Origin of the sequence: Halopenitus persicus (assembly GCF_900107205.1) — an archaeon.
Classification (GTDB): Archaea; Halobacteriota; Halobacteria; order Halobacteriales; family Haloferacaceae; genus Halopenitus; species Halopenitus persicus.
Genome location: NZ_FNPC01000006.1, coordinates 130,513 through 142,195, shown reverse-complemented (window position 1 = coordinate 142,195; position 11,683 = coordinate 130,513). Strand labels below are relative to the sequence as shown.

Below are 11,683 nucleotides of genomic sequence, written 5' to 3'. Positions count from 1 at the left end.
ACTCGTGTCCGCCGATTCGTGTCCGCTTACTGTTCGCTCGCGTGCGCGAGGTCGTCGACCGAGAAGCCCTCCGCAAGCAGCGCCTCCGCCTGGTCGCCGACGTAGCGCTCCTCGCGCATCAGCTGTTTATACGCCGACTGCGGCGCCAGATCCCCGATCAGGACGCCGCCGACGATCCTCCCGTCCTTGAGCGCGAGCTTGCGCCACTCGCCCTCGCCGGTCGTCGCCTCGATCGACTCGTCGCCCAGCGTCGGATGGCCGAAGGAGAGGAACGGGAAGTCGAAGTGGGTGATCGAGTACGAGGAGACCCACCGGAACTCCTCGGAGCCGTACTCGACCATGTTCTTCGCGGCGATCGTTCCCTGCTCCTTGGCGGATCCCCACGCGCCGTTCTGGGCGCGCTCGCCGAGGATGACGTCGTGGAACTCGGTGATGTCCCCGGCCGCGAAGACGTTGTCGACGTTCGTGCGCATGTACTCGTCGACGATGACGCCGTTAGCCGTCTCGATCGGCGTCTCCTCGACGATCTCGGTGTTGAAGTTGAGGCCGATGGCGACGCCGGCGAAGTCGCACTCGTAGCGCTCGCCGTTCGGATCCACGGCGGCCTCGACGTGGCCGTCGTCGTCGACCTCGAAGTGGTCGACCCCCGAATCGAAGACGGGTTCGACGCCGCGCTCCCGCATCGCCTCGTGCATGATCTCGGCGCCCTCCTCCGAGAGGGCGTAGCGCCACCAGGCGTTCCCGCGCATCAGGTACTTCGCCTCGACGTCCTGGGCCCCGCAGATCGCCGCGAAGTCGATCCCGAGCAGGCCGGCCCCGACGATGACGCCGGCGTCGGCGTTCTCGACGCTTTCTTTGATCTGGCGGGCATCCTGGAACGTCCAGAAATGCTGGATGCCGTCGGCGTCGGCGTTCTCCACGGGGAGCTGTTGGGGCGTCCCGCCGATCGCCAGCAGCAGCGAATCGTACTCGAGGGTCTCCCCCTCGTGGGTCGTCACCGCGTCGTTCTCGACGTCGATGTCCACGACGAGGGTGTTGAGCCGAAGGTCGATCTCCCGCTCTTCGTACCACTCCTCGTCGTGGATCGAGATCGGCGCCTCGGGCAGTTTCCCCTTCGCGTACTCCTTGATGAGGATCCGGTTGTAGAGGGCCTCCCCCTCGTCGGTGATGACCGTGATCTCGGCGTCAGGACGCTCCTCCCGGAGCGTCTCCGCGGCCGACGAGCCAGCGACCCCGTCGCCGACGATCACGTACGAGTCGGTCATAACCCGGGCTTCGGCTTCGGGGTTAATGTCGGTTGCCATTTGAATGAGGAATCGTGAGGATCCATCGCATATTGTGCGATCGAGAGGTCCTTTAGGACGTTTCAGGACCTCACGCACGGCTCCCGCCCGCCGCTCCGCCGGCGAACGCCCGACGCACGCCACAGATTCAAGGTCGTACGTCCGCAATCACCGGTATGAAGATCAGCCAGAACGTCCGCCACTGGGCCGCCAAGAAGGCGCTCACGACGCCGGTGATCGGGGAGGTGGCACACGACAAGCTCGTCGACCTGCACACGACGATCTTCCTCAACAAGGCCGACGATGACCGCCGCGAACAGCGGCGCGCACATCTCGACGACTTCTTCGAGGCGACGATGGACGCGTACGTGGCCGCCCTCGAGGCGGGCTATCCCGAGGCCGAGGCCCGCGAGATCACCCACATCCAGGCGAACTTCGACTTCTTCAACCACGGCTGGACGGAGATGATGGAGATCCCCGGCGACGAACTCGAGCCTCACTACCGGCGCTACGAGGAGTTCTTCGCCGACCACGGGATCACGATCGACGATCCCCTCGGCGAGTTCCATCCCGAGGACGGGATCACCGACGCCCCGCCGACCCCCGAGAAGCTCGCGGATCCCGAATACGAGAACGCCAAGGCCGGCTTCGCCGACGACGTCTACGTCGAGACCGAGGACGGCGAGACGATGCGCGGCGACCGCGGCGAGCCGGAGGACGTCGACCCGACCGCGGCGCCGGGCCTCGACGAGGACGCGACCGCCGACGACGGGACCTCGACCGCCTGAGCAGTCCGGTCACGCTCTCGCCTCGAAGCCGAACCCGTTCCGACTCGAACCAGCACCGTTTTTCCGTTCCCGGTCGACCTCCGCGTATGCTCATCACCGGCGGCACGCTCGTCGACGGCCGCGTTCGCGACGTTCGCGTGACCGGCGAGACGATCGCCGCGGTCGAACGCGACCTCGACCCGGCGGCCGACGAACGGGTGATCGACGCGCACGGAAAACGCCTTCTTCCGGGCGCCATCGACGTCCACGTCCACTTCCGGGAGCCCGGCGGTTCCCACAAGGAGACCTGGCGGACCGGCTCCCGGTCGGCCGCCGCCGGGGGCGTCACGACCGTGGTGGACCAGCCCAACACCGACCCGCCGACCGTCGACGGCGCGGCCTTCGACGCGAAGGCGCGGCTGGCGGCGGACGCCTCGCTCGTCGACTACGGGATCAACGGCGGCGTGGTTCCGGAGTGGGACCCCGAGTCCCTGTTCGACTGCCCGCTGTTCGCGCTCGGTGAGGTCTTCCTCGCCGACTCGACCGGCGAGATGGGGATCGACCTCCCGCTGTTCGAGGACGCTCTCGATCGGGCGGCGGCCGCCGAGGTTCCCGTGACCGTCCACGCGGAGGACGCGACCCTGTTCGACCGGGACGCTCTCGACGGCGATCTCGGTGGTGTGGGACGTGCAGCGCGAAGCGACCGCTGGTCGGCCTTTCGGACGCCGGAAGCCGAGGCGGAAGCGGTCCGGCGAGCGGTCGACGCCGGCGAGCGTGCCGCGGGGCAGGTCCACATTGCGCACACCTCGACGCCGGAGGGCGTCGACGCGACCGACGGGACGGACGCGACCTGCGAGGTCACGCCGCATCACCTCTTCCTGTCGACGGCCGACTGCGACCGGCTCGGAACGTTCGGGCGGATGAATCCCCCGCTTCGCGATCCCGACCGACGGGATGCCCTTCTCGAGCGACTTCGTGACGGGCGGATCGACGTCGTCGCGACGGACCACGCTCCCCACACCGTCGCGGAGAAACGGCAGCCGCTCACGGACGCGCCGAGCGGCGTTCCCGGCGTCGAGACGATGCTCCCGCTCCTGCTCGACGCGGTTCGGCGTGAGGAGCTCACGCTCGAGCGCGTTCGGGACGTCACGGCGGCCGCCCCGGCCGCGATCTTCGATCTCCCGCGGAAGGGCGCGATCGAGACCGGTCGGGACGCCGACCTCGTCCTCGTCGACCTCGAGGACGACCGCGAGATCGAGGCGGCCGCGCTCCACTCGGCGTGCGGCTGGACGCCGTTCGAGGGTCGGTCCGGCGTCTTCCCGGAGCTGACCACGGTCCGCGGCCGGACCGTCTACGAGCGGGATCCGGCGACCGGCGCCGAGTCGTTCGGCGAGCCGCTCGGCGAATCGGTCCGACCGCGGGCCGGGCCCTGACTCCCGACACTATTTAATACCGCCGTCCAGTAGGTTCAGGCTGTAATGTCGGAAGTCTGCTCGACGTGCGGGCTGCCCCAGGAACTCTGCGTCTGCGAGGACGTCGCCAAGGAGTCCCAGCAGATCAGCATCCGCATCGACGAGCGAAGATACGGAAAGGAGGTAACGGTCATCGAAGGATTCGACCCCAAGGACGTCGATCTCGACTCGCTGTCGTCGGATCTCAAGTCCAAGTTCGCCTGCGGCGGCACCGTCGAGGACGGCGCCATCGAGCTCCAGGGGAACCACTCCGGGCGCGTCGAGGAGTTCCTCAGCGAGAAGGGGTTCAACGTCGCGTGACCGTCACCTAACCTCCCGCCGTCGAGCCGGTTTCTTCAGCGTGTTCGACCGCCAGCGACGCGTCAGTCCGTTCTTCGTCAGTCGGACGGGGAGAGCGGATCGGCTGGAGAATCGACGAATGAGCTATGGATCGGCGAAAACGCGGCCGCCCAACCGGAGTAAACGCCCGGTATAAACGGTTCAACGCCCCGGTATAAACGGTCGGATGATCAGCCGCGGGCGCGGTGGCCCGCAGTTTTTGTGAGGTCCTATGCCTCGAGCGAGGTCTCGGACTCGGGATCGCTCCCGTCGGATCCCTCGCCCGCCTCGTCGAGGTCCTCGAGGGCGGCCAGCGCGGCCGCCTTGTAGGTCTCGGGGTCGCGGTCGTACTGCTCGTCGGCCATCCGAGCGTACTCGTTGCCCTCGTCGTCGAACCGGGCGACCCGCTCGAGGGTTCGTTCGGCCGTCTCGGCGACCCACCGGTCGCGGACGACGGCGTCGACGCGGGTGATCGACTCCGGCCGGACGGAGACGTTGATCGAGCCGTCGTCGGTCTCGTAGGTCCGCGGCTTGCCGACCACGGCGACGTACGCCGGCGGCTCGAGCTCCCGAAGCGTGTTGGCCGCTTCGGGCTGGTACTGGCCGGCGTAGACGAAGAACGTCCCGGTTGGGTCGACGATCCGACCGCGCCAGTACTCGTTGTCCTCGCCGACGTCGTCCTTCTCGGTCAGCGTCCCGACGAAGAACACGCGGTTCGCGGACTCGCCGGTCGGCAACAGCGAGTAGACGGGCGCGCGCTCGTCCTCGGACTCCTTGAACGTGTAGCCGGCGTCGTTGAACTCCGTGGCGAAGACGCGCCGGGCGACCTCTCGGGTCGGTGTGGATCCGCTCTGGCTCATGTTAGATCGACCTCGCGTTGATCAGCGCCTGCTCGACGTCCACCGGGCCGGGCTCCTCGAGCTCGTTGACAAGCACGTAGCGGCCCAGCGTCGGTCCGGTCACCCGGTAATACCGCCCGAGGACGTCCTCCGCCATCCCGTCGGCGACGACGGTCGTGTCGAGCGCGTCCATCGCCTCCTGTTTGGCCTCCTCGAGGGTGACTCCCGTCAGGTCCTCGGTGGCCTCGCGGTCGAAGATGACTTCGTGGACCTCGGTGCCGTCGTCGAGGACGGCCTTGATCCGGAGATCGAACTCGCCCTCGACCTTTCCGTGTTCGCTGCAGCGGCCGTTCTGCAGGACGCGGGTGCAGTCCTCCTCGGGGCACCGCTTGATGAGCCCCGACCCCGACTGGACGTCGACGAGGGCGCCCTCGACCGTCACGGCGTTGTCGCCGACCTCGATGTCGGCGTCGATCGGCGTGATCGACGTGGTCCGGTTGAGCTTGACCGAGTACCGCCCCTCGTACTCGTCGGTGACGACGTTCGAGAGCTCGTACGCCTGGCCCTCCTCGAGGAGGGGGAGATCCGAGGTCTCGAAGGCGGTGAACTTGATCGTCCCCGACTCGTCGCCGAGCAGTCCGACCTGGGCGACCGCGTCGCTGCGGGGCTCCCACAGGTCGACGACGGTCACCCGCAGGTCCACCCACTGCTCGTCGTCGTCGATCTCGGCGACGTCGACGCGCTCGCTCCCGCCGCGGCCCAGCTCGTCGCGCTCGAGGCCGGCCTCGTCGAGGTAGCTGTTGGTGACGCTGCGCCGGGCCTCCTCGACGGGGACTCGGTAGTCGGTGACGAGGTTGTCGAGTTTGGCCTCGATCTCGTCGACGTCGGGACTCGGTTCAAGGTGGTCCGAGAACTGTTCCGCTATCGCTTCCGCGTGGTCTCGTAGGTCCGTCATGGCTGTGTCGCCTCCGGCGTGTTTTCAATGGGAGGCGTACGCCCCTTGGGTCGGCATCCTGTAAAAGGTTCCGTGACCGGAGTGAAAGTGAACGATCGAGGAATAGAAGCCTCCTATCCGACGATATGCGGATCCATTCGATCCGATCGTATGCCCACCGTCCGACGCACGCGGGCGCCGTTTCGGGTGGAGATGACGGGGACCGTCAGTCCCCGTCGATCGGGCCACTCCCGGCTCGGCGCCACAACGAAGGGTAGTTGACGGTCGCCGCCTACTCGTCGGATATGCGAACAGCGCTCGTCGTGTTGGACGGCTGGGGACTCGGCGATCACGACCGGCTGAACGCCGTGGACGCCGCCGACACCCCGACGTTCGACGACGTCTCGGACCGCGGCGCGTTCGGTCGACTAACGGTACACGGTCGCCGCGTCGGCCTCCCGGAGGGACAGATGGGCAACTCGGAGGTCGGCCATCTCAACATCGGCGCGGGCCGCGTCGTCAAGCAGGCGTACACGCGCATCTCCGACGCGATCGCCGCCGGCGAGCTCGCCGACAACGACGCGATCCGGTCGGCGTTCTCGTACGCGCGCGAGCACGACGGGCGCGTTCACTTCCTTGGACTCGTCTCCGACGGCGGCGTGCACTCGGATATCGCGCACCTGCGCGCCCTGATCGAGGCGGCGGCGGACGCCGGTGTTCCCGCGAGCACCCACGCGTTCACGGACGGGCGCGATACCGCGCCCGAGATCGCCGAGACGTTCCTGGCCGACCTCGAGGAGCACGCGGCGGCCGTCGGAACCGGCGCGGTCGCGACCGTGACCGGACGGTACCACGCGATGGACCGGGACGAGAACTGGGACCGAACGCGGGCGGCCTACGACGCCATCGTGAACCGGGAGGCGCCACACACCGCCGCCTCGGGCGTCGAGGCGGTCGAACGCGCCCACGACCGCGGGGAGACCGACGAGTTCATCGAGCCGACGTGCGTCGCGGACGAGCCCGCCCTCGCCGACGGTGACGCGGTCGTCTTCTTTAACTTCAGGGCGGACCGCGCCCGCCAGCTCGTCCGGCTGTTGACCGACACCTCGCCGACGTGGGACTTCGAGCTCGACCAGCCCGAGATACGCCTGGTCACGATGACCGAGTACGACGAGACCTTCGAGTTCCCGGTCGCGTTCCCGCCGGAGATCCCCGAGGACACGCTCGGCGAGGTCGTTTCCGAGGCGGGCTGTACCCAGCTCCGGATCGCGGAGTCGGAGAAGTACGCCCACGTCACCTACTTCCTCAACGGCGGCCGGGAGGTCGAGTTCCCCGGCGAGATCCGGACGATCGTCGAGAGTCCGGACGTGGCGACCTACGACGAGCGACCCGAGATGTCGGCCGCCGGCGTCACCGACGAGGCCGTCTCGGTGATCGCGGCCGACGACCCCGACCTGCTCGTGCTCAACTACGCCAACCCGGATATGGTGGGTCACACCGGCGACTTCGAGGCCGCGGTGGCCGCCGTCGAGGCCGTCGACGCACAGCTCTCTCGGCTGCTCGAGGCGGTCGCGGACGCCGGCGGCCACGCGATCGTCACCGCGGACCACGGCAACGCCGACGATATGGGTACGCCGGCGGAACCGCATACGGCACACACGTTCAATCCGGTTCCGTTCGTCTATCTCTCGCCGGCGGGCGACGATGACGGCCGAACGGTTCGGGAGGACGGATCGCTGTGTGACGTCGCGCCGACGGTCCTCGAGCTGATGGAGCTCGACCAGCCCGCGGCGATGACCGGCGAGTCGCTGCTGGAGTAACCCGTTTCGGCGCAGCGGTCTCCTTACTCGGAGAAGTCGCGGCGCATCGCGATCTCGAACCAGGGACAGAGCCGGAGCTGGCGGTACCACTCGGGATGCTCGTGGAGGTGGTCGTACTCCACCCACAGCATTCCCGCGATCTCGTCCTCGTCGGGGTCGAGGCTGACGTCGTCGAGGGTGACCTTCAGGACCGCACAGACCTCCCACTCCAGGCCGGCGTTCTCGTAGTAGCGCTTGTACTCGAACTTGTCGGTCACCCGGAGGTCGTTGTACTGGTCCGGACCGATCCCCAGCTCCTCCTCGAGGCGCTGTTCGGTCGCGTCCCGTTGGGACTGTCCCTCGACCGGGTGGGAGGCCACGGTGCCGTCCCAGTGGGTGTCCCACAGCCGCTTGTCGGGGGCCCGCTGTGCCAGCAGGATCTTCCCGTCGCCGTCGAAGACGAGACAGGTGAACGCCCGGTGGCGGATCCCGTCGCCGGTGTGCGCCTCCAGGCGGTTGACCGTTCCCTGCGCCGTGTCGTCGGGATCGACGGCGATGACGTCCTGGTCGGCGTTCGCGTGCGCCTCGGTGGCCGCGTTCGTGGCCGCTCCCGCCCCGCCGTCGGCGATCGGTCGACCGTCGGCTGCGTTGTCTCGGTTCATACGGAAGGGGACGGCGAGCCACCCTAATAAGAATTCGATCGCTGGAGCCCCTTCGGACGTCACGGGAGCTCGGGTCGAACGCCCTGTGGCGCCCTAGCCGAGCCGCTCGTCGAGGATGAGCCGCGTCTTCGTCGACTTCACGTCGTCCATCTCGCGGGCCTCGGTGATCAGCTCGTTGACCGCGCCGGTGTCGACGGCGTCGACGACGAGGACGATGTCCTCCTCGCCGGAGACCTGCCAGACGAAGTCCACCTCCTCCCAGTCGGCCATCCGCTCGCCGACCGCGCTCGTGTCGACGTTCACCTCGACGGAGATCTCGATCATCGCCTTCACGTTGCCGGTCCGGGTCGTCACCGTGAACCGTTCGATGATCCCCTCCTCGTTCATCCGCTCGACGCGGTTGCGAACGGTCCCCTCCGACGTGCCGACCTGGTCGGCGATCTCCGTATACGGCGTTCTGGAGTCCCGTCGGAGGACGGAGAGGATCTGCCGGTCGAGCTCGTCCATACCGCGTCGAGGCCGGGCAGGCAGTTAGTGATTACGAATTTCGTAACTCATCTACGAACGACGCACTTATTAGCGTAGCTCCGTACGTTTCTCGTAATGTCGGACGCCTACATCGCGCTGGCGGACGGTCGCGTGCTCGAGGCACGTGCCCGTGCGCCCGGGCGGACACGCGGTGAACTGGTCTTCACGACCGCCTACACCGGCTACGAGGAATCGCTGACCGATCCCTCCTACGCCGAGCAGGTCCTCACGTTCTCGTACCCCCTGATCGGCAACTACGGCGTCCGGTCCGAGCGATTCGAGTCCGAGACCGTCCAGCCCCGGGCGGCGATCGCCCGCGAGTTCACCGACGACGTCGCCGAGTGGCTCGCCGGGGAGGACGTTCCGGCCATCGACCACCTCGACACGCGCGAGCTCGTCACCACGGTCCGCGAGGAGGGCGCGATGGCCTGCGGGATCGCCGCGGGCGAGGACGTCACGCCCGAGGACGCGATCGCGGAGATGGAGGCGTGCAAGCCGATGAGCGACCACGTCGACATCGGCGCGGGCGTCTCCGTCGCCGAGCCCGAACTCCACGAGGCGGACACGGCCGGCGAGGCCGACGCCCGGATCGCGCTGCTGGACTGCGGCGCGAAGGGCTCGATCATCGAGTCGCTGAACGCTCGCGGCGCGGACGTCCACGTGCTCCCGTACGACGCCGCCCCCGCCGACGTCTCCGCCGTCGACCCGGACGTGCTGTTCATCTCGAACGGGCCGGGCGACCCGGAGAACTTCGTGGCCGCCAAGGAGGTCGTCGACGCCTTCGCCGGGGAGCTGCCGCTTGCGGGGATCTGTCTCGGCCAGCAGATCGTCGCGAGCGCGCTCGGCGGCGACACCGAGAAGATGACCTTCGGCCACCGCGGCGTCAACCAGCCCGTCAAGGACCTCCGGACCGACCGCGTCGTGATGACCACCCAGAACCACGGCTACACGGTCGCCGACCCCGGGCCGCTCGAGGTCACCCAGATCAACGTCAACGACGACACCGCCGAGGGGCTCGAGGACGAGGAGCTCGGCATCCTCACGCGCCAGTACCACCCCGAGGCGAACCCCGGACCGCACGACTCGCTCGACTTCTTCGACGACGTGCTCGCGATGGCCGACTCGACGACGGAGATCGCCGCGGACTGAGGTCCGCGTTCGGTTCCCGTCACGCGTCCCTCAACGGACTCCATCGCGGCCTTTTCACTCCGCTTCTCGTGGCTTTCTCTCCTCGTTCGCGGAACTCGGCAGCCGCGCTATCGCAGCCAGGCGGCGACCCGCGCGATCCGGTGTGCACCCTGCACGGCGCCGACGCGGGCCGTCGAGGCGGCGGTGACGGCGCCCCATCGCGCCGCCGCGGCGCTCCGGATCGCGCCGGTCCGCGCGTAGTAGCCGGACTTCCGAGCGGCGGCGATCGCGTAGTGGCGGGCCGCCATCGGGACCGGCGCGCGCCGCCCCGCGACCGAGGTCGATCCCGCCCGGAGCGCGTCCAGCACGTCCGCCGCGGTCACCGCCGCGACCGACTCCGCGTCCGGGATCGTCACCTCGGTGAACGCCCGGCCGACGTACTCCAGGGTGTGGGCGTCGCTGGCGGCCACCGCCGAGACGTCGGTTTCGGCCGCGAACCGGCGCGCCTTCCGGTTCCGGTAGCCGGTGAACAGCCAGGCGTTGAACACCTCGATGGCGTCGACGCCGCCGGAACCGGCCTTCGCCGGTGCCGCTTCCGTCCCGTCCGCCGAAGACGTCGCATCGTCGATCGGGATGTGCTTCCGGCGGACGCCGTGGCGTGACCGCTGGAACGGATGGGGAACGATCGCCACCCCGCCGTGGTCGTGGATCCACGCCACGGTCTCCGCGTACGGCTCCCGGTGGGGCGGCATCGAGTCGACGCCGATCGCCAGCAGGTGGCCGTGGGCCGTGGAGACCTCGATGCCGGGGATCCCGACAAGCCCGTACTCCGGGGCCAGCTCGGCCGCCCGCAGCGACTCACCCATCACGTCGTGGTCGGTGATAACGACCGCGTCGAGTCCGATGTCCGCCGCGTGCTCGAGGATCAACTCGACGGGCTCGTGGCCGTCGTAGGAGTCCTCGGAGTGGACGTGCGGATCGATCCGGAGGGTGAGGTTCTGGTTCGACACGCCCTCGAATACGGGGGACGGATATATAAGCGCACGTGCCGGTCTCCGTCACACGCGCGCTCTACTCGGTTGATGCCGGTCACACCCCGGCGATCCACGCCTCGGCGTCGGCGTGTTCCTCGCGCGTGTTGACGTTGCGGAACGTCCGATCGGTCGTGATCCGCCGGATCTCGGGCTCGTCGACGACGACGTACTCGAGGTCGAACAGGGGTTCGACGATCTTTCGCTCGCCGGCCGCCAGCGCCCGGTCGCAGGCCTCGGCCATCGGCGTGGCGCGGTACACCGCCTGCGTCGTCTGGTACCACTGGTCGTCGAGTCGCGGGACCGCGGCGTCGTGGTCGCGACACCGGTCCAGCAGGTAAGCGATCAGGGTCGGATCGACGAACGGCATGTCGCAGGCGACCACGGCGGCGTACTCGCCCGTGGCGCCCCGACAGCCGTCTCGGATGCCGGCCATCGGGCCGCGGTCCGGTTCCTCGTCCTCGGCGTAGGTCACCGCCAGCGGGTATCCCGCCATCGCGTCCGCGATCGCCGACCGCTGGTCCGCCCGACAGTTGATCACGAGATCGTCGACGACCGGGTCGCCGTCGCTCGCGCGTTGGCCGCCCGGATCGACCGGATCGTCGGTTCCGGCCAGTCGGTTCGCCACCCGTCGGATCATCGGCGTTCCGGCGAGCGGCGCGAGCGCCTTGTCCCGGTCGCCGAAGCGCGTCGATCGGCCGCCGGCGAGGATCACGCCGGTGCAGGTCCCGGCGTCGCTCGAATCGGACATACCGATCGCTGCGTGTTCCGGCGGGAATACGCTGTCGACGCCGCGGCGGCGTCGCGATGCTTCATACGTATCGGGGACGATCGGTCGGTGCGGTCGCTGCCCGCGTTCATCCCGCGTTCGTGATCGATCGTTCGCGTTCGCGCCGCCGGTTCACGATCGACCGGGCGGCAT

12 protein-coding genes are annotated in these 11,683 nt (G+C 68.6%); 5 read left to right on the top strand and 7 right to left on the bottom strand.

The window, feature by feature from the left end:
* Window positions 1-26 precede the first annotated feature (26 nt).
* Window positions 27-1,265, bottom strand: coding sequence for an NAD(P)/FAD-dependent oxidoreductase (locus BLV25_RS11275; RefSeq protein WP_021073266.1), 1,239 nt, complete (start codon window positions 1,263-1,265; stop codon window positions 27-29).
* A gap of 194 nt (window positions 1,266-1,459) precedes the next feature.
* Between BLV25_RS11275 and BLV25_RS11270 the strand changes: the two genes are divergently transcribed.
* The 3 genes from BLV25_RS11270 (at window position 1,460) to yciH (ending at window position 3,822) form a co-directional block, all read left to right on the top strand.
* Window positions 1,460-2,071 (top strand): DUF6149 family protein, encoded by a 612-nt coding sequence (locus tag BLV25_RS11270; RefSeq protein WP_092733280.1) that lies wholly within the window; start codon window positions 1,460-1,462, stop codon window positions 2,069-2,071.
* Window positions 2,072-2,157: 86 nt separating this feature from the next.
* Window positions 2,158-3,483 carry a dihydroorotase gene (locus BLV25_RS11265; RefSeq protein WP_092733277.1) on the top strand — a complete coding sequence of 442 codons (1,326 nt, stop codon included), beginning with the start codon at window positions 2,158-2,160 and terminating at the stop codon, window positions 3,481-3,483.
* 45 nt (window positions 3,484-3,528) lie between these two features.
* Complete coding sequence (yciH, locus tag BLV25_RS11260; RefSeq protein ID WP_021073263.1) at window positions 3,529-3,822, top strand: stress response translation initiation inhibitor YciH; 294 nt, start codon at window positions 3,529-3,531, stop codon at window positions 3,820-3,822.
* 248 nt (window positions 3,823-4,070) lie between these two features.
* On the opposite strand, the gene BLV25_RS11255 is transcribed toward yciH, so the two are convergent.
* Together BLV25_RS11255 and BLV25_RS11250 are read right to left on the bottom strand one after the other, a co-directional pair.
* Window positions 4,071-4,700 carry an RPA family protein gene (locus tag BLV25_RS11255; RefSeq protein ID WP_092733274.1) on the bottom strand — a complete coding sequence of 210 codons (630 nt, stop codon included), beginning with the start codon at window positions 4,698-4,700 and terminating at the stop codon, window positions 4,071-4,073.
* Window position 4,701: 1 nt separating this feature from the next.
* Window positions 4,702-5,634, bottom strand: coding sequence for a replication factor A (locus BLV25_RS11250; RefSeq protein WP_092733271.1), 933 nt, complete (start codon window positions 5,632-5,634; stop codon window positions 4,702-4,704).
* A gap of 284 nt (window positions 5,635-5,918) precedes the next feature.
* Here BLV25_RS11250 and gpmI point away from each other — a divergent pair, with 284 nt between their 5' ends.
* Window positions 5,919-7,433 (top strand): 2,3-bisphosphoglycerate-independent phosphoglycerate mutase, encoded by a 1,515-nt coding sequence (gene gpmI, locus BLV25_RS11245; protein WP_021073260.1) that lies wholly within the window; start codon window positions 5,919-5,921, stop codon window positions 7,431-7,433.
* Window positions 7,434-7,456: 23 nt separating this feature from the next.
* On the opposite strand, the gene BLV25_RS11240 is transcribed toward gpmI, so the two are convergent.
* Together BLV25_RS11240 and BLV25_RS11235 are read right to left on the bottom strand one after the other, a co-directional pair.
* The gene (locus tag BLV25_RS11240; protein ID WP_092733269.1) at window positions 7,457-8,074 is read right to left on the bottom strand and encodes an NUDIX hydrolase; all 618 of its coding nucleotides are present in this window, start codon (window positions 8,072-8,074) and stop codon (window positions 7,457-7,459) included.
* 93 nt (window positions 8,075-8,167) lie between these two features.
* Complete coding sequence (locus BLV25_RS11235; protein ID WP_021073258.1) at window positions 8,168-8,581, bottom strand: Lrp/AsnC family transcriptional regulator; 414 nt, start codon at window positions 8,579-8,581, stop codon at window positions 8,168-8,170.
* 96 nt (window positions 8,582-8,677) lie between these two features.
* Between BLV25_RS11235 and carA the strand changes: the two genes are divergently transcribed.
* A complete protein-coding gene (gene carA, locus BLV25_RS11230) occupies window positions 8,678-9,751 on the top strand; it encodes a glutamine-hydrolyzing carbamoyl-phosphate synthase small subunit (protein ID WP_092733266.1) in 1,074 nt (357 codons plus the stop codon).
* A gap of 107 nt (window positions 9,752-9,858) precedes the next feature.
* Here the strand turns inward: carA and BLV25_RS11225 are convergent, their stop codons facing one another.
* Both BLV25_RS11225 and mobA read right to left on the bottom strand, forming a co-directional pair.
* On the bottom strand, window positions 9,859-10,740 hold the full coding sequence (locus BLV25_RS11225) for a CehA/McbA family metallohydrolase (protein ID WP_092733263.1): 882 nt from the start codon (window positions 10,738-10,740) through the stop codon (window positions 9,859-9,861).
* Between the two features lie 79 nt (window positions 10,741-10,819).
* Window positions 10,820-11,512 (bottom strand): molybdenum cofactor guanylyltransferase, encoded by a 693-nt coding sequence (gene mobA / locus BLV25_RS11220; RefSeq protein ID WP_021073255.1) that lies wholly within the window; start codon window positions 11,510-11,512, stop codon window positions 10,820-10,822.
* Window positions 11,513-11,683: the final 171 nt, after the last annotated feature.

Bases quoted from the DNA above. Each gene is read 5' to 3' on its own strand.
- BLV25_RS11275 (WP_021073266.1), bottom strand. From the start codon at position 1,265: ATGACCGACTCGTACGTGATCGTCGGCGACGGGGTCGCTGGCTCGTCG.
- BLV25_RS11270 (WP_092733280.1), top strand. From the start codon at position 1,460: ATGAAGATCAGCCAGAACGTCCGCCACTGGGCCGCCAAGAAGGCGCTC.
- BLV25_RS11265 (WP_092733277.1), top strand. From the start codon at position 2,158: ATGCTCATCACCGGCGGCACGCTCGTCGACGGCCGCGTTCGCGACGTT.
- yciH (WP_021073263.1), top strand. From the start codon at position 3,529: ATGTCGGAAGTCTGCTCGACGTGCGGGCTGCCCCAGGAACTCTGCGTC.
- BLV25_RS11255 (WP_092733274.1), bottom strand. From the start codon at position 4,700: ATGAGCCAGAGCGGATCCACACCGACCCGAGAGGTCGCCCGGCGCGTC.
- BLV25_RS11250 (WP_092733271.1), bottom strand. From the start codon at position 5,634: ATGACGGACCTACGAGACCACGCGGAAGCGATAGCGGAACAGTTCTCG.
- gpmI (WP_021073260.1), top strand. From the start codon at position 5,919: ATGCGAACAGCGCTCGTCGTGTTGGACGGCTGGGGACTCGGCGATCAC.
- BLV25_RS11240 (WP_092733269.1), bottom strand. From the start codon at position 8,074: ATGAACCGAGACAACGCAGCCGACGGTCGACCGATCGCCGACGGCGGG.
- BLV25_RS11235 (WP_021073258.1), bottom strand. From the start codon at position 8,581: ATGGACGAGCTCGACCGGCAGATCCTCTCCGTCCTCCGACGGGACTCC.
- carA (WP_092733266.1), top strand. From the start codon at position 8,678: ATGTCGGACGCCTACATCGCGCTGGCGGACGGTCGCGTGCTCGAGGCA.
- mobA (WP_021073255.1), bottom strand. From the start codon at position 11,512: ATGTCCGATTCGAGCGACGCCGGGACCTGCACCGGCGTGATCCTCGCC.